The organism is Vibrio sp. FF145 (assembly GCF_041439075.1).
GTDB classification, from domain to species: Bacteria; Pseudomonadota; Gammaproteobacteria; order Enterobacterales; family Vibrionaceae; genus Vibrio; species Vibrio tasmaniensis_A.
This window is the reverse complement of the sequence record NZ_JBGONH010000079.1, coordinates 1-16644: the sequence shown is the minus strand read 5'-3', so window position 1 is coordinate 16644 and position 16644 is coordinate 1. Positions and strand designations below refer to the sequence as shown.

The 16644-nt window shown below is 43.1% G+C and carries 15 protein-coding genes and 1 pseudogene; 9 read left to right on the top strand and 7 right to left on the bottom strand.

Annotated features, from left to right (window positions below; genetic code table 11):
- Positions 1-63 precede the first annotated feature (63 nt).
- The 8 genes from ACED42_RS20525 (at position 64) to ACED42_RS20490 (ending at position 4383) form a co-directional block, all read left to right on the top strand.
- Complete coding sequence (locus tag ACED42_RS20525) at positions 64-738, top strand: HAD family phosphatase (protein ID WP_135443008.1); 675 nt, start codon at positions 64-66, stop codon at positions 736-738.
- A 209-nt stretch (positions 739-947) separates the two neighbouring features.
- Entirely contained in the window at positions 948-1445 is a 498-nt protein-coding gene (locus ACED42_RS20520; RefSeq protein WP_065680417.1) for a DUF2867 domain-containing protein, read from the top strand.
- 233 nt (positions 1446-1678) lie between these two features.
- Positions 1679-2215 (top strand): GNAT family N-acetyltransferase, encoded by a 537-nt coding sequence (locus ACED42_RS20515; protein ID WP_029222935.1) that lies wholly within the window; start codon positions 1679-1681, stop codon positions 2213-2215.
- 182 nt (positions 2216-2397) lie between these two features.
- On the top strand, positions 2398-2850 hold the full coding sequence (locus ACED42_RS20510) for a hypothetical protein (RefSeq protein ID WP_371703959.1): 453 nt from the start codon (positions 2398-2400) through the stop codon (positions 2848-2850).
- Positions 2851-2960: 110 nt separating this feature from the next.
- Positions 2961-3293, top strand: coding sequence for a hypothetical protein (locus ACED42_RS20505; protein ID WP_009846781.1), 333 nt, complete (start codon positions 2961-2963; stop codon positions 3291-3293).
- A 59-nt stretch (positions 3294-3352) separates the two neighbouring features.
- Positions 3353-3634 carry a hypothetical protein gene (locus ACED42_RS20500; protein WP_009846780.1) on the top strand — a complete coding sequence of 94 codons (282 nt, stop codon included), beginning with the start codon at positions 3353-3355 and terminating at the stop codon, positions 3632-3634.
- A gap of 111 nt (positions 3635-3745) precedes the next feature.
- Entirely contained in the window at positions 3746-3994 is a 249-nt protein-coding gene (locus ACED42_RS20495) for a hypothetical protein (RefSeq protein WP_017093513.1), read from the top strand.
- 92 nt (positions 3995-4086) lie between these two features.
- The gene (locus ACED42_RS20490; RefSeq protein ID WP_371703958.1) at positions 4087-4383 is read left to right on the top strand and encodes a hypothetical protein; all 297 of its coding nucleotides are present in this window, start codon (positions 4087-4089) and stop codon (positions 4381-4383) included.
- A gap of 148 nt (positions 4384-4531) precedes the next feature.
- On the opposite strand, the pseudogene ACED42_RS20485 reads toward ACED42_RS20490, so the two are convergent.
- The 4 genes and pseudogenes from ACED42_RS20485 to ACED42_RS20470 all read right to left on the bottom strand — a co-directional run bounded on the left by ACED42_RS20485 (position 4532) and on the right by ACED42_RS20470 (position 11285).
- Positions 4532-6040, bottom strand: a pseudogene (locus ACED42_RS20485) (efflux transporter outer membrane subunit).
- 2 nt (positions 6041-6042) lie between these two features.
- The gene (locus ACED42_RS20480; protein WP_371703961.1) at positions 6043-9162 is read right to left on the bottom strand and encodes an efflux RND transporter permease subunit; all 3120 of its coding nucleotides are present in this window, start codon (positions 9160-9162) and stop codon (positions 6043-6045) included.
- Positions 9163-9172: 10 nt separating this feature from the next.
- Positions 9173-10306, bottom strand: a complete 1134-nt coding sequence (locus ACED42_RS20475) for an efflux RND transporter periplasmic adaptor subunit (protein WP_371703957.1) — start codon at positions 10304-10306, stop codon at positions 9173-9175.
- A 100-nt stretch (positions 10307-10406) separates the two neighbouring features.
- Positions 10407-11285, bottom strand: a complete 879-nt coding sequence (locus ACED42_RS20470) for a LysR family transcriptional regulator (RefSeq protein ID WP_371703955.1) — start codon at positions 11283-11285, stop codon at positions 10407-10409.
- A 233-nt stretch (positions 11286-11518) separates the two neighbouring features.
- Here ACED42_RS20470 and ACED42_RS20465 point away from each other — a divergent pair, with 233 nt between their 5' ends.
- Positions 11519-13201 carry a methyl-accepting chemotaxis protein gene (locus ACED42_RS20465; RefSeq protein WP_371695108.1) on the top strand — a complete coding sequence of 561 codons (1683 nt, stop codon included), beginning with the start codon at positions 11519-11521 and terminating at the stop codon, positions 13199-13201.
- A gap of 147 nt (positions 13202-13348) precedes the next feature.
- On the opposite strand, the gene ACED42_RS20460 is transcribed toward ACED42_RS20465, so the two are convergent.
- Genes ACED42_RS20460 through ACED42_RS20450 form a run of 3 tightly spaced genes read right to left on the bottom strand, consistent with a single transcriptional unit; the run spans position 13349 to position 16302 of the window.
- Positions 13349-14008 carry a sugar transferase gene (locus tag ACED42_RS20460; protein ID WP_017097829.1) on the bottom strand — a complete coding sequence of 220 codons (660 nt, stop codon included), beginning with the start codon at positions 14006-14008 and terminating at the stop codon, positions 13349-13351.
- Positions 14009-14017: 9 nt separating this feature from the next.
- On the bottom strand, positions 14018-15205 hold the full coding sequence (locus ACED42_RS20455; RefSeq protein WP_371703954.1) for a glycosyltransferase family 2 protein: 1188 nt from the start codon (positions 15203-15205) through the stop codon (positions 14018-14020).
- Positions 15202-16302: a glycosyltransferase gene (locus tag ACED42_RS20450; RefSeq protein ID WP_371703953.1), complete on the bottom strand. Its 1101-nt coding sequence runs from the start codon at positions 16300-16302 to the stop codon at positions 15202-15204. The genes ACED42_RS20455 and ACED42_RS20450 overlap by 4 nt, the downstream gene beginning before the upstream one ends.
- Positions 16303-16644: the final 342 nt, after the last annotated feature.

Genomic DNA, 16644 nt, shown 5'->3' with positions numbered 1-16644 from the left:
TTGGAACTTCAAACACTGACAAGTCGCCCCGTGGGTTCGTGGGGCGGATACGAAAAATCTAACATGGAGAGTGAATTGAAAGATTACGAAGTTTATCTGTTCGATATGGACGGAACATTAGTAAATTCAGAGCCTTTAAAGGGCAAAGCGTTAGCATTAGCTTGTTTAGATTATGGCGCACACGTAGACCACAACATTTACAAAGATGTTATGGGGGAAAGTTGGCAGGTTGTAACGGGTCACTTTTTTGAAAATGCTAATATTGCTCCTGACTTAGAAGAGTTTAATTACCACTTTCGAGCTCATTACGAACAGATGCTCAATGATGATCTTGAGCTAAATGTTGGGGCTAAGGCTTACATAGAACAGTTAAAACTAGCAGGGAAAAAGTGTGGAGTTGTTAGTTCAGCAGCAACATGGATGGTTGATAATATTTTAACCTCGTTGCAGCTCGAGAATGCTTTTGACCTTGTTATCACACAGGAGCACGTAACTAAGCATAAACCGGATCCTGAAGCCTATACTTTAGCTCTTGGTAGATTAGCGGCTTCACCTGGCCAAACAATTGTGTTTGAAGATTCCACAGCGGGTATTCGTGCTGGTAAATCTAGTGGCTGTGATGTCATTGCTGTCAAGCATAGCTTTAATGGCAAAAATGATCTAAGCGGTGCAGTTAAAGCAATCAGTACATATGAGGAATTGCCCCGTATAAAAAACGAGTATGAGATTAGTAATTAAGATCGAGTAACTGACTTTTAAGTATTGCCATGTTGGTCTGCGGCATGAAGGCTAAAGTGTTTTTTAGTTAGAGTGATACCGCTGAAGTAAGAATCATCAGACATGTTACCTCCGGTGTAATCCCACTTAAGTGTGGCAGTTCCTCAGGAGGGGGAGTCCATATTATTCGCTATGGCGAATTGTCGACTTTTCATCATCAAGGAGAGTTTATGTCTATACCCAAGAAGTCACTATTGAGCGAGTATTCTAAAAACTCATATTTCTGTGATAGCTTTTCAAAAAAAATAAAATACAACAACCAAACTGCTATTGAAGTATTTCTTGAAATAGCAACTCAAACACCGACTTGGATTTCATTTCTGATGTCTACGAGAAACTGGGTTGTATCGAAACTCGGTTTAAAAAATTTGGGTGGTCTACAAGATGTATCCCGAGATAAATTAGGTTCAGAATACGTAGTAGGCGAACGAGTCGGTATTTTTACGTTGGTCAGTTCAACTGAGAATGAAGTTGTATTGGAAGACTGTGATAAACATCTTAATGTCCGAGTTTCTTTTCTTATTGAGCCTGAAGGAGAAACCGCGATTGTTCACGCAAATACCGTGGTTCATGTGAACAATGTGTTTGGTAAGACCTATATGTTCTTCGTTACGCCATTTCATAAAATAATAGTACCAAGCTCCCTGAAAGGGTTAGAACAGGCATAACCCTTTCAGGGATTGAGTATGAATACGATACTCTAATTGAGCAGGTGAAAGCTATAAATCAAGAAATATAGCTAGTAATTTAAGCAGACAGTTAACACTTGGCCGTTGCCGTTGCCGTTGCCGTTGCCGTTGCCGTTGCAGTTCGGCTTTGCTTTAGTGATTTAGATGGTAGATTTGAGTGTATTTGGTTACGTTATTGGGCGTTAGCTTACAACGATGAAAAGGAACTTTCGATGTTTAAAATTGAGACAAAGCGGCTGATTATTAGGGATATGAATCCTAGCGATGAAAATGCTTTCGTGGCGATGTCTCAAGATGCTAAATATCAGCGTTTCTATGATGAAAGTGACTGTGACCCTATTAAATATAAAGAGTTAACCAACTTGTTTATAGCCCAGGCGTCTGAAGAACCAAGGAAATCATATCAACTCGCAGTTGAATATAAGAGCACAGGGCAGTTCATTGGTACTGTTTGTTTGCGTTTAGAAGACAATCAGCAAGCTTCAATGGGGTGTGCGTTTTCAAGATCGCATCAAGGTCATAAGTTAAGCAATGAAGCGGCTCTCGCTTTGGCTGATTTTGGTTTTTCAACATTGGGCGTACACCGCATTTATGCGGAGACAATCAGTAAGAATTTACCTGCCATTAAGCTCTGTAAGTCTTTAGGTATGCGTCAAGAAGCGCACTTTAGAGAGCATCGTTTTTTCAAAGGGCGGTGGTGGGATACCATAGTTTTAGCTGTCCTGCGATCCGAATGGGTCAAAGCATAGCCAAGTGGCTAATGTAGATTCGATGTGCTTTATAACAAGGCTTAAACCTGAACAAGGTTATTCTGCTTTGATACTTTGGTTAGGTAGTATCAAGGTAATGCTACTTGGTTTTGGGGAATCTACTTTCATTACTCGCCACGATTATTTGTAAGATAGCTGTTGGCTAGGTAATTGGTTGTTCGTTGTCTATAGGAGATATAACTGTGTTTTATAGTAAGGAATACAACAAGGGGTTGTTGCTCATCCTTGTTTCGATAAGTGCTTTCATTGTCATTATGTCTGATAATAACTCCGGAACATTCATCGCTCACGCCATCAACGGGTTAATTGCTTTGCTCTTTTTCTCCATGACAATTGAGGTCAAAGGCAATGCATTGAGCTGGTATTTCGGTTTTGGTTTTTGGCGTAAGAATGTAGAAGTGTCAGACATAACGGAGACATCGTTTTATCAAAGCAAGTGGTATCAAGGTATTGGCATCCGCATGTTGAGCGATGGTTGGTTATATAATGTATCGATAGGTTCAGCGCTGAAGTTAAGCCTAAGCAATGGACAGCATGTTTACATTGGTTGTAAGGATACAGACGGTTTAAATGCGGCCTTGAAAGCTGCTAACGAACAGATAACTCAAAAGTGATTTACGAGGCTTGGCACTTTTCGTTTAAAGTTTGACTAATGTTTAAGGTCGCATGGTTTTGGGGCAGTAGCGTTGCTCGGACCATAAACGTGAGGTTGACAGGGAGAGTTATGAATCAACAAGAAGCCTTTATAGGTTTTGCGGTTTATGGGCTTATCAGTAGCTCAATTGGCTTTTTTACGTTTTTTATTATCAAAGGTGCGAAGTACAAACAAACATTGTGGACTTTGCAGTCTGTTGTTTTTGGTATCTTCTCGATTGGTTTTATCTATAGCTCAGGTGGTAATGGGTCAGAATTATTGGTCTGGGTTCCGCTGGTTATCTTGACGTCTATTTACAATATCCACTCATTGAAATTTTGTGTTTCTTGTGGAAAAACTAACGTAAGAAAAAGAGGATTATCATCCATAAAATCATGTAGTGGATGTGGTAATGCTTTATAGTAAAACTACGATATGCCAGACGTTTGTTCATTTTTAGTTTCAGCCTTAAAGGAAGTTGTATGAATTTAGATAAAGCTAAAAAACGCATCGCAAAGCAGGTTAAAAAAGGCGACAACGGATACCCAAAAATCACGCTAGCGTATTACGGAACGACAAAAGATCTCGCAACGGAAGTTTCGGTTCAATTTATGTTGGGTGAGAGCGATGGTGTTCAAGAGGAGCGTTTCTCTTGCGAAACAGAAATTCGAGATAATGAGCTAATCCAGACAACGTTACTCAAGATAATCGAGCGAGCGAATGTTAACTCAGTGATTGAAGTTGAAGGCGTGACGGTTCTTTAGTTTGCTTTGAATCTAAGCGTTTACTTATTAATATCGGTTTGGAACCTAATTCAGTCAGCGAACTTAGGTTATAACGAAACTGTCTATATACGTGCTTAAAGGAATAGGGAAATGCAAGAAAATGACACTGTATTACGATGTGGAAACTGCAATAAGGAAACGTCACACATCAGGTTAAGCGCGTCCGAAGTGAAGTTAAAACAGCAAGAGAAGAACAGCTTAAAGTCGCGAATTCTAAATATTGCATTCGGTGTGTTGTTGGGTTCACATAAATCAGAATCTAAAATTAACTACTTCAAGTGCTCGGTTTGTCATACTGAGTACGATGATAGCGAAAGCGCTCCCCATGGTTGGGGCTAATTGGCCTTGTTGCTATGAATTCACTTCTCAACTTTTATCGTGAAGGTTTGCCGATTATTGGTATGATGCCTCTATAGTCTTCGAGAGGTTTTATGATGTTGAAAATGAAAAGTAGTGTACTTGCGGTGTGTTTATTCGGTTTTAGCATGGGTGCTACCGCTTCAACACTAGAAGAGTGTGCCAAACTCCTTCCTGATGGTCACACGTATAAAGTAGAGATCATTTTAGACGTAGATAAGACTGATAAGGAGCCAACGGTTACTGGTAGTTTTGGGGTGACGGGTGGAGCCGATGCGCCTGAGACTTTCGATATTGGTGATTTTGTCGAGTGCGCAGGCCCTTTGATCAAAACCGTAGACACAGATAGCAACGATGAATCTAAGTCCTAGTCACTTGTTATCTTGTTGGTCAGCTCATTAGCCAGTTAACGAATTCATAAAAATACCGCCGTAATCAACGGCGGTATTTTTTATTACGTTTATTACATCATTCACCACAGAACAAAGAACATTCAGCAGAGAACATAGAGCAGAAAGACTAGTTAACGTGAGCTAATTCGACACTCTGCGTTTCGTTCGCCACTTTCCAACCTCCACCTAAGGCTTTATACACCGCAATCGTGGTGTTGGCGGTTTGAAGCTTGGCGGCTACTTGGCGATCTTGCATCGCTTTTTGTTGTCTTTGTGCGTCTAACACCGACAAGTAATCGACTAGCCCCGCTTTGTATAGCGACTTTGCCTTGCTCACCGCGTTATCAACGGCAAGGGTAGCTTCATCGATGCGCTTTTGGTTCTCTTGGCTACGGCCATAGGAAAACAAGCTTGAATCGACTTCTGCAAAGGCGCTGTCGACAGAGTGTTGGTAGTTAAGCGCTGCAGAACGGAACCTTGCTTCGTTCATTTCTACCATGGCTTCGCCTCGGCCACCATCGAATACATTCCAACTGATACCGGCAGATGCAGCCCAACCGAATGAGTCGCTACTGAACAGATCATCAAAGCTTCCAACCGTCACACCTGGCGTACCCGTTAGGAAGAACTTTGGATAGCGATTAGCAATGCTTGCACCAAGTTCTTCGTTAATGGCTGCCATTTCGCGTTCTGCGATTCGGATATCTGGGCGTCGTTCTAATAAGTCAGAAGGTAAGCCTGTCGGAATTACATCGTTCATTCTCGGTAACGTAAATTCACCCGCTAAACGTTGGTTCACGCTCGTAAGTGATTCGCCTAACAACACTGCCATACGTTGTTTGTGAACTTGCTCTGCGATTTCAAGTTGAGGAACAATGGATTCAGTCGCGGCAAGCATGGCTTTGGCTTGAGCAAGATCTAACTCCGAGCCATAGCCGCTACGAACAACTTTGATGACCAGTTCTAAAGTCTGCTTTTGGTCGGAAATGTTCTCTAGTGCGATCGCTTTTCGCTCTTGAGCGCCACGATATTGTAGGTAGTTGTGAATGATATCGGCAGTGATCAAGGTGTTCAAACCCGATTGGAATATCTCGGCTTGTTCAACTCGAATTGTCGCCGCGTTGGATTGCTTATCGATACGTCCAAACAAGTCCATTTCCCACGCGATGCTCGCACCTAAGAACCCACCATCGTGTTGTGCTTCAAGCAACGACATACCTGTGGCCGATTCAACCGCATCAGAAGCGCCAAATACCGGGCCGAGTAGGGAGTCGTTCTCACTCAATTGGTAGTTGTAATAACCGCCACCGACATTGATGGTTGGGACTTTGAATGATTCAACAACGCTTTTTTATGAGTTAGCCATGTTGATTCGCTCAGCGGCCAGTTTAAGTGGGATGTTCTGGCTTTGAACATCGGCCACTAACTGATTGAGCGTTGGATCATTGAACTGCGTCCACCAATGGTTCTGCTGTTCGTTTTGGCTCACGCCGTCTTGGTTCACATCACCTTGGCTATATAAGAATGTCTCTGCCATGGTCGTTTGCGGTTCTTCGTAATTTGGGCCAACCGCGCAACCTGTCAGCAACAAGGCGAGCGCTATAGGAGCGACTTTAAACTTAGTTAATGGATGCATGTTTATTGCTCCTTGTTGAATGAAGTTGTATTGCCGCTGTTTGAAGGCTGAGGTGTTGCATCAAGCACAATCACGGCGTCTTTGATTGCTTCTGCTACTGTCTTTTTTTCTTCAGTTCGATAGAAAAGCTTGTACAGCGCAGGCATCACAAACAGAGACAACACGGTTGCTGCAGCTAAGCCACCGATAATGGTTGCCGCCATCTGGTCAAACAGTAGGTCGCTTAACAACGGGATCATGCCAAGTGCTGTAGTAAGTGCCCCCATTGAAATCGCCATTGTGCGGTTCACGGTTGCTTCTTTGATGGCGTCAGATAGTGAGCGACCGTCTTTACGTTCAAGCTCGATCTGGTCCATCAACACGATACCGTTCTTGATGATCATACCTGTCAAGGTTACCGCGCCAATCAACGCCATGAAGCCGAACGGTTTGTCCAACAGCAACAAGCTGAATGTGGCACCCGTCGCTGCTAGCGGTAGGGTGGTGAAGATGATCACTGGCTGTTTGAAGCCGTTAAACATCGCAACTAGGATGATCACCATCAACAACATCGCTTTAGGTAGCTGTTTAAGAATATCGCTGACCGCTTTATGCTCGTCGTAATATTCGCCACCCCATTCAAGGCTATAACCATCAGGCAAATGAATCGCTTCAATTTGATCTTTAATTGAGTTCCTCACCGCTGCTGGTGTGGTGTAACGACCGACACCTGCTTGTGCTGTGATGGTTTTTACACGGTCACGGCGCCAAATCATGGTTTCTTCGCTGCTTAATTCAAATCCATCGACAACTTGGCCAAGTGGAACACTGTGGATGCCCAACAGAGATCGAACGGGCAACGTTTCCAATGACTGAATCGAACTCTTTGTGCCTCGCAGTTGAATTGTGACCAGTTCATCGTTTAAGTTCATACGACCCAAGGGCATACCTTCTGAAGCTCGCTTCATCGCGAACGCAATATCCGCGCGGTTTATACCTGCAGTGCGCATCTTTTCTTGGTTGATGACCGGCTCAAATACTTTACTTTTCTGTCGCCAGTCGTCACGAACGTACTTGGTGTCTGGGTGTTCTGCGAAGATTGCTTTTGCTTGCTCTGATAAGCCATGTAAGACCTCGGTATCAGGGCCTGAGAAACGTGCTTCAACGCTGAATTTATCCGCCGTCGCCAATTTTAAGCTTCTAAAGCGAGGGTCTGCGTTCGGAAACTCTTCCATTAACCATTTATCACCGCGTGCAATCAATGGACTTAGTGACGGAAAATCAGTCGCATTAATCAAAATCTGACCGTAAGCCGGATCGAACGGTTCTGGCTCTATAGTCACTGAGAAGCGAGGAGCACCTGCGCCAACATAGGTTGAAATACTTTCGACTTCCGGCTGTTCCAACAACCATTGTTCGATTCGCTTCATGTCTTCTGAGGTTTGCTCAACCTTGGCACCGTTCGGTAGCCAGTAATCTAGGAACAGGATCGGTCTGTCGGCTTGTGGAATAAAGTTAACGGCAATGTTCGGGATAGCTAATGCAGTCACTAATATCAACGGAACCAAGGCGCTCAATGCTTTAAGCGGATTCTCGACAGTCCAGTTGACACTCTTACGGTATAAGCTGACTTTGGTGTTATCAGCTTGCTTGGTTGGCTTGATGAAGAACCAACACATCAAGGCCGTGAAGGTCATCGCAACTAGCCAAGACAGTAACAATGACGACGCGATGATAAGGAATACCGAGCTTGCGAACTCAGCAGCATCGGTTTTTGAAAAAATTACAGGGCTCGCACCCATGATAGCGATAACTGTCGCACCAAAGAGTGGTGTTGCTGTCTCTTTAACAGAGTCAATCGCGGCTTTAGTGCGGTCGATGCCTTTGTTGATTTTCACAATCATCATGTCGGTGATGACAATAGCGTTATCTACCAACATGCCGAGGGCAAGAATGAAGGTACCTAGAGAAACTCGGTGTAAGTCAATCGAAGTCATGTTCATGTAGATAAGCGTCAACAAGATAGTCAGCAGGAGGCTCGAACCGACGATGGTTGCACTTTTTAATCCCATGAATACTGACAAGACGATAAATACAATCGCGACACTTTCCAATAAGTTACTTACGAAGTTGTCGATCGATTTCTGAACTTCTTCAGGTTGGTTAGCAACTGTCGCAATATCAACACCTAGTGGTAAAGTTGTTTGAAAATCGCTAACGATCTGGTTGATTTCATCGCCAAGTGATACCACGTTAACACCGGTGACTGGGCTCATCGCTAACGTGACTGCAGGTACACCGTTGTAGCGGTTTTCTGTCATCATTGGCTCTTGGTAACCCATTGTGATGTCAGCAATATCACCTAAGCGAATTAAACTGGTTCCCAATTCACTCACACCGCCTTTGATCATCAGGTTTTTGATGTCGTCTAACGAACTGAACTCACTCGACTGTTGAACTCGGATTCGCTCTGTACCTACTGAAAACTTACCCGCATCAAACGTCATGTTTTGCGTATTCAACTGCGACCAAACTTGTGTGATAGATAGGCCGTATTGCGCCAACCTTTCATCTGGGATATCGATATGAACAACGCGTGGTTGAACACCATGCAGTTCAATCTTCTTAATACCATCGACGGTTTTAATTCTGCGTTGGAGCTCTTCTGCGTAACGTCTTAATTCTGCAGGCGATGCATCATTACTATGGATAGAGAAAAGCATGCCGTAGACTTCAGAGAATTCGTCTTGTACGACACTGATCTGTGCAGTTGAAGGTAGCAATAACTTCATATCAGACACTTTACGGCGTAATAAGTCCCACTCTTGAGGAAGAGCTTTTGAATTAAGAGACTCTTTTAGGTCGACAAATACCATCGACATGCCAGGGCGCGATAAAGATCGAAGCCGATTAAGTGTCGCCATTTCTTGGAGTTTAGTTTCGACGGTGTCGGTGACTTGTTGTTCCACTTCTTCCGCAGAAGCGCCAGGGTAGAGCGTTACAACGACGGCCGTTTTTATGGTGAAGCTTGGGTCTTCAAGTTTTCCAAGCTCAAAATAAGAAAACAGGCCTGCGATGACACTCAGTGCAGTGAAAAACAGGATGAAGGTGCGTTGTTTGATTGCAAAATCAGCTAGATTCATCATGGTTCACCTACAGGCTTTTAACTTGAATATTGGAGAAGTATTGTCCTTCCACCACGTATTGTGCGCCACTCACGACCACAAAGTCGCCATCGTTGAGCGTCGATTCAACACACACAGTGTTTTTGGACATAGAAATCACATCCACAGTCACGCCATGAGCTTGTTCATTTTTAACCGTGAATACTTGCTCGATACCCGTTTGATTGACTAACGCAGAATATGGCAAACAGAAATTACTGCTCGCTTCTCCAAGTTGAGTCGTCAATGTGACCGCTTTTCCAGGTAATACCGATTTGTCAGTGGAGTCGACATGGTAAGTAACCGCATAGGTCTGCTTGATTGGGTGAGGTGACGTTGAAATTTCAGCGGCATAACCAATTAGTTTAGTCTCTGAACCATACCAATCTATGACAGAACTTTGATTTGGTTTGAACTCATGAATCAAATTTTCAGGTACTTGAATTTTAACTTCAAGTTTATCTGGATTGTGGATTGTGAACACCGAGATGCCCGGCATTACTTGTTCGTACTGGTCAAAATTGGATGCCGCAACCACACCATCGAAAGGGGCGAGCAATTGGGTATAACGAATCGAATCTTTCGCACGGCGTATATTCTGTTCTACGACTTTAACCGCCGCTTCACTTCGCTCGTACCCGCTAATAGCACGGTCTAGGTTAACATCGGCAATCGCATTATCAGCGATGGCTTGTTTTACGCGTACAAGTTCGGATGTTGCCAATTTGTGTGCAGATTTAGCTTCAAGGGCTCGTGCTTGTAACTCTTCTAACGCAACTTGATAGTCATGAGGGTCTAACTGCGCAAGTGGTTGGCCTTTCTTTACTGAATCACCAACAGAGACCATCATATTTTGAATAGTGCCAGGCACACGAAACGCAACGCCAGCCGTTTCCGATGATTGTATCTTGCCAGTAAAAGACTTTTCAGCCGTATGTGAAAGAGGTTCAAGTTGAATCACTTGAATTGGTCGAGCTTGTTTTTGAGGCGCAGTCGCCTCTGAGTCATTACAGCCAAGCAGGGCGGTTAAGCTTAGTGCAATGACTGTATATTTGAATATAGGTGTCTGTTGAAAAGTAGACGAACGTTGAAAAATAGATGAATGTTGAAAGATAGGCTTCATGGATTGCTCCTCTTGAATTTATGAAGCGATTCTATCTTTCTATTTCGTTAGGATAATCTAGCCTGCTCGTGAAACACTGTCACAATATTCATTACAATAGTTAGAGTTTCGGAAGTTCTTGTAATAGAAAATCAATCAAAAGCTGTGCTGAATGGCTTAACGCTTTACGCTGAGGGTAGAGCAACCATGCTTCTTCTTTTTGAAGATTGTCGTCGGGGAATAGGTTAATCAAGCTACCGTCTTTGAGCTGATGTCGCACCAAAAGTTCTGGTAACAACGCGATACCTCTATGTCGAATAACACCGCCTTTAACAAAGCCAATGCTGTCACTGACGACCGAAGGTTCTACTTTGACGGTGTGATCTTTGATGTCCCATTCTTTATCGATGTCCCCACTTGGCCACCTGAAGCAAACAAATGGGTAATTAGTGAGCTCTCTTAGGCTTGAAGGCTTGCCTTGTTTCTCAATAAATTCAGGGCTTGCGACAAAAATACGTTGAAGAACCATCACTTTACGGGCAACCACGTTTGCATCGCTCAACGTACCACCATGCATAGCGAGGTCTAACCCTTGACGGTACATGTCGACAAAGCCGTTACTAATGTTGCGAATATCAAGCTCAACTTTAGGATACATATCTTGGAATTTAAACAGAGTCGACTGCATGATATCGCTGGTTTCAGGCAATAGACCAATCTTAATTTGTCCGTGTGCAACCTCTGACAGGTTGGAAGCGACATGGTTTGCTTTGTCGAGCGCACTCAATGCATTGAGTAATTCTTTGTAATAGAGCTCGCCAGATTTGGTTAAGGAGAGGCTTCGTGTGGTTCTAAAGAACAGTTGAATGCCGAGAGATTTCTCAAGGTCGTTAATTCTACGGCTAACGTTAGCTCGCGGAAGGTCAAGAGCATTAGCGGCGGCAGTAAAACTACCCAGTTCGACAACGGTGGTGAACAACTTAAGATCTTCGATTTTCATAGGGTTGGTTTCGAATTTGGGTATTGGATGACAACAGTTATCGTATATCAAATAGTACATAAAATCGAAAAAACAACGAATAATTAATAACCTATTGGTGTGTATGAGACATATGTACTCAGGTGACTTAATGAAAAACGAAATCACCTCATCGATACAATCAATAAGTACGGCGTTTATTTAAAAGTATGCATGATGTAATATCTTCGCGAATATAATGTTTGAGACTACTTATGTATAATTTATCTATGAAAATGAAGATGCTTTTGTCTGCAATTGTACCAGCGATGTTGGTTGCGATTGTGACTCTAGTAATTGTTATTAACTCCCAACTATCGGCTCTTGAATATGAAATTCAAGATTACCAAACGGTCTTAACCGATGAACGTAAGAACAATATTGAAGATGCAGCTACGATCGCTCAATCTGTAGTTGAAGATGTAGTTCGACGCTTTGGTACAGGTGAAGAAGCGCAAGAAGCGGTTAGATTCGCGTTAAAAGAAGCACGTTTTTCTAATGGCAGCGGATACTTCTTTGTGTTCGACGAAAATGACCACTACATTGTTCACAGTCTAAAGCCTCAACTTGAAGGTAAAGATGGCGGCGGTTTAAAAGATCCGAATGGCATCAAAATCACGGTTCGCCTACATGAACAGGCGACAAGAGGTGGTGGTTTCATTGAATACATTTACGACAAGCCAGGATCGTCGGTCCCTCAACCAAAAATTGCTTACGCTGCTCCTATTTCTGGAACGGGTTGGTTCTTAGGAACGGGTCTGTATATTGATGACATTGCTAAGGCTACAGAGGTTTACCGTCAAGAAGCCAGTGAGCGTATGCAAACGCAAATTTCAACAATTGTCATTACTGCGCTTGCATTAGTAGCCCTAACTTGTCTGATCATGTCTTATGTTGCTTCACGCATGATTGCCCCAATCAAAGATATGCTTAATACCTTTATCGACATTGCGAATGGTGAAGGTGATCTTACCCATCGAATTAATGTGTCGGGTACAGATGAAATTGGACAATTAGGTAAAGCATTTAACCAGTTTGTCGGCAAGCTCCACAATATTATTACTGATGTTTCGAAAGCTACAAATAATGTTACGACGGCCACTGACCAAATAAGTAGCCAAACGGTTCACCTAAGTAATCAACTTCAAGAACACAACCACGAGACAGAGCAGGTGGTGACAGCTGTTACTGAGATGAGTAGTACAGCAAACGAAGTGGCACAAAGTGCTCATCAAGTGGCTAGTGCAACGAATGAAGCTAACAATGACGCTCATAATGCTCAAAACCTTGTGCAAAAGTCGACACAATCTATTGGCTCTTTAGAACAGAATGTAGTGACCACAAGTCAACACATGAATTCACTCCACGACCAGTCTAAAAAGATAGATGGTGTGTTACAGGTTATTGGCGAGATTGCAGAGCAAACTAACTTACTAGCACTAAACGCAGCGATCGAAGCCGCACGAGCAGGTGAGCAAGGTCGAGGCTTTGCTGTAGTAGCAGACGAAGTACGTAACCTTGCAAGTAGAACTCAAGGTAGTACGTTAGAGATTAAGACCATGCTTGATGAGCTTCATAAGTTGGTTGAACAAGCGGTTTCGTCTATGGGTGAAAGTAGTAATACTTGTCAGGATGTTGTGACTTCATCAAATGATATTTCAGCGGGTTTAAATGATGTTAGCACCGCTGTAGCCTCAATCAATGCAATGACCGACCATATAGCAACTGCGGCAACAGAGCAAAGCTCAGTAACGGAAGAAATAAACCGTAACTTGGTGACTATACGTGACATTGTAAGTTCACTGCTGATATCTAGTGAAACATCAAGTACCGCTGTGGATGAACTTAAACAGGCTGGTGGGCAATTAAGCCAACTTGTTGGTCAATTTAAGCTTTAGATCCTAAATAAGCATAAACACTTCAATATAAATTAAAGTGGCGACCAATTGTTAAGCAATTTGGTCGCCACTTTCTATCAAGCGTCAAGAGTTACATATCCTTAAGTAGACTATAAAAAAACATACTTCACCGCGAACACATCTCACCTATTGCCCACGTCCATCGACCATTACTATGATTGTTTTAGAAATGATGCTGAGATCAGCCACAATCCAAGATTTCATAGAGCACAGACTCAGTGCATAACTGTGGTCAAAGCCCACTTTACGACGTACATCATCAATACAGGTATCATAACCTTGATTTACTTGTGCTAGCCCAGTAATACCGGGCATTACGCCGTATGTACGGTCAGCAAAGTAGGGGATTTCGTTCTCTAGTTTGGTGTAAAAAGTAGGGCGTTCAGGACGTGGGCCAATTAGTGACATCTCACCTTTCAATACATTGATCAGTTGTGGCAACTCATCAAGACGCGTCTTTCTTAAAAATCGGCCAACGGGTGTGATTCGAGGGTCATTCGCCGTAGCCCAAACTGCACCAGAACGCGTTTCTGCATCTTCGTACATACTACGGAATTTCATGATCTCAAAGATTTCCATTTTCTCCGGTGTCGATTTACCAACACGCAGTTGACGGTAGAAAATCGGGCCACGAGAAGTGAGTACAATAGCCATCGCAATCAATGGAAATACTGGCGCTAGCAAAATCAAAGCAATCAGTGAACTCACGAAATCGAAAGTACGTTTAGCACGTGAGATTTTGTATTGGTATAAGTTTTGAGTAGATAGCTGTTCAATGTTCATCATAATAAGTCCTTAATGATTCGCTCGTGTCCAAGGTGAGTTTTCTAGCCCGACTAGGTAACGAATGCCACCAATGAAGTTGGCATAGTGTCCAACTATCAAATAAGAGATTAATGAAATAGGTTTATTTACGAGACGCTTTGGCAAGATGCAGCCAAGTACGCCAATGGTATACACGGCAACTTGAGCCCATAACAACACTTCAAATACCAAGTAGTTGTTAAGTAAGATTGAGCACACCAAGCACACAATCATTAAATATGGAGTGAGTAGACGAAGTCCTTTTCCAGAGAAGAACGCAAACGCGATGCCTTTGAACTTCGGGCTGAACAAGCCAAACAATCGAATCGCTTGTTGCATGTTACCCGCTGAAATACGAAGTCTCCTTTTGAAATCTGTTTCTAAATTTGATTCTTCTAGTTCCAGTGCGACCATTTGTGTTTCGTATTCTGCGATGTAACCTTGTTTAACGATTCGCATCGGTAGGATGAAATCATCATTAATAGTGTTGAGTGGAAGCAGTTCGAACAGGTGTGTTCTAAACAAGTAGAAAGCGCCATGAGAACCTAAGCTCGAACCTAATGAAGCTTCTGACTCTTTAACGGCAGTTTGATACTGCCAATAGGTATTTTCACCTTCGTTACGTGTTGGGCAAAGCTGATACGTTGCGTTTACCACTCCAACCTTGTCACTTTCAAAGTGAGCGGCGGCAATAAGCAGCGCATCCAATGAAATAAGGGCTGATACATCACTCATCGCTGTAATGTCACTGGTTATGCATGTCACTTCCTCATTTATAACCGTGACTTTACCTCGGTTTAATTGATGGTCATGTATCTCAAAATGAACATCACTGCACATCGCTTCTTGGATCGTCATTTGAGCAATTTCGACCGTGTCATCAGTACAACCATCACAAGCGATAATGACTTGCAGTTTCTTTTTTGGGTAATCGAGTGAAGCAAGGTTACGGATCTTATCTGCGATCCATTGCTCTTCGTTAAATGCCGGTACAAGAATGGTGATGGTGGGTAACGTACAATCTTGCTGTTCATCTTTGTAACAACGATGGCTCTCTTCAATTTGACGTGCTGGGTGACTTTTCGCATACCAGCGTAGTAGTAAAGGATAGGCAGCGTGATGATAGACAATTAACGCACCTGAAAACAGACAAAGTCCCGCAAGTAACCAATCGATCATGCGTATGCTCCTTCTGAGATGTCGTTGTAAGACGAAACCATTTTGATGATATCGAAGTTGTCGAGCACGTAACGACGAGGAGACAAAAAGCGTTCATTTTGTTTTTCTAATAGCGCACTGGCTAATCCGGCAATGCTGCCACTTTTGACGAGGGAACTGCTGATGGGACATAAGGTTTCATCAACCGCACCGACATTCATCGCGACGGTTGGAATGTTACATGCTTGGGCTTCGAGTGTAGAAAGAGGAAGCCCTTCGTGGCGTGAAGGTAGGCAGAAGGTATCCAGCGCTCCGTAAAAGGTAGTCATGTCATCCACTAGGCCGAGAAAGATCACACGGTCGCTGAGATTCAAGCGGTCAGTGAGTTGTTCCAGTTGATTGCGTTTTGAACCATCGCCAGCCAGTGCGACAACGGTGTTTGATGGCAGTAGAGCAAGTGCCTTAATCAGCTGGTCTTGACCTTTCACGTGCTCTAAACGCCCCGCACAACCAATGATGTATTTGTCGGTTGGTAGTTTGTGCTTTGCTCTCGCGTCTGCTTTTGACATCGGTTTAAACTTCTCACAATCTACGCCGTTTTTAATCGTGATGATGTTTTTGTATGAAAACGCACAGCGTAACTGATTGTAAACGCGTGTTGCATCGGCCACTAACGTTGGTTGAGCCGCTTTCAATGCAAGGGCTTGTAAGCGACGACGTTTGGTATTTTTCAAATGCCAAGCATCATGCTCGGTATGAATTCGAGTAGGAACCCCAGTTACACGGGCAGCGTAACCCGCGTAGAGCAGTGGGCCTATGTGATGCGTGTGAACAACATCAGGTCGAATACCGTTAAATGCTTTCATCAATTTGATGATGATACTGAGTTGTACGCCTGGTGCTTTGTCCAAAAAGACGATTTGATTTTGATACTGCTTTAATTTAGGCCAGTTGTTGATCGAGTCTTCTTTTGTCCCTTCTAAACTGACAATCAACACTTGGTCTGTTGGTTTAGCAAGGCGCAGCAAATCTAACGTTAGGGTTTCTAATCCGCCGGGAGCGAGGTGCTGAACAACGTGTATGATCTTTTTACCATGCTTCGTTAAATGCGTATTCATAATTTGGACCCTGCCTTTATAATTCTTGTTTCGCCTTTCTGACATTTGTCTTGAAGTAACTTCTTTAAAACGTTTAGCTACACAATGAGATTGCAGGAGTTGTGCCAATTAAATAACCTTTATATTTCAATCGTTTAAATCATGGTTCTATAGGGCGTTTTTTGTTTCTCAAAATGGGAATCAAAACAAAACATCAATGAATAGCTATTTGGAACATAGGGCTTGGGTTAATCGAAAGTAGCGTTAGAACTTGAGGCTTTAGACAAAAAAAACGCCAAGCTAATGTTTAATGCCGTTCGGATAAGCATTATTGCTTGAACCTGAACGGATATTTGGCTGGGA

Excerpts from the sequence above, each read along its gene's own strand:
- ACED42_RS20525 (WP_135443008.1), top strand. The coding sequence starts at position 64 with ATGGAGAGTGAATTGAAAGATTACGAAGTTTATCTGTTCGATATGGAC.
- ACED42_RS20520 (WP_065680417.1), top strand. The coding sequence starts at position 948 with ATGTCTATACCCAAGAAGTCACTATTGAGCGAGTATTCTAAAAACTCA.
- ACED42_RS20515 (WP_029222935.1), top strand. The coding sequence starts at position 1,679 with ATGTTTAAAATTGAGACAAAGCGGCTGATTATTAGGGATATGAATCCT.
- ACED42_RS20505 (WP_009846781.1), top strand. The coding sequence starts at position 2,961 with ATGAATCAACAAGAAGCCTTTATAGGTTTTGCGGTTTATGGGCTTATC.
- ACED42_RS20500 (WP_009846780.1), top strand. The coding sequence starts at position 3,353 with ATGAATTTAGATAAAGCTAAAAAACGCATCGCAAAGCAGGTTAAAAAA.
- ACED42_RS20495 (WP_017093513.1), top strand. The coding sequence starts at position 3,746 with ATGCAAGAAAATGACACTGTATTACGATGTGGAAACTGCAATAAGGAA.
- ACED42_RS20490 (WP_371703958.1), top strand. The coding sequence starts at position 4,087 with ATGATGTTGAAAATGAAAAGTAGTGTACTTGCGGTGTGTTTATTCGGT.
- ACED42_RS20480 (WP_371703961.1), bottom strand. The coding sequence starts at position 9,162 with ATGAATCTAGCTGATTTTGCAATCAAACAACGCACCTTCATCCTGTTT.
- ACED42_RS20475 (WP_371703957.1), bottom strand. The coding sequence starts at position 10,306 with ATGAAGCCTATCTTTCAACATTCATCTATTTTTCAACGTTCGTCTACT.
- ACED42_RS20470 (WP_371703955.1), bottom strand. The coding sequence starts at position 11,285 with ATGAAAATCGAAGATCTTAAGTTGTTCACCACCGTTGTCGAACTGGGT.
- ACED42_RS20465 (WP_371695108.1), top strand. The coding sequence starts at position 11,519 with ATGTATAATTTATCTATGAAAATGAAGATGCTTTTGTCTGCAATTGTA.
- ACED42_RS20460 (WP_017097829.1), bottom strand. The coding sequence starts at position 14,008 with ATGATGAACATTGAACAGCTATCTACTCAAAACTTATACCAATACAAA.
- ACED42_RS20455 (WP_371703954.1), bottom strand. The coding sequence starts at position 15,205 with ATGATCGATTGGTTACTTGCGGGACTTTGTCTGTTTTCAGGTGCGTTA.
- ACED42_RS20450 (WP_371703953.1), bottom strand. The coding sequence starts at position 16,302 with ATGAATACGCATTTAACGAAGCATGGTAAAAAGATCATACACGTTGTT.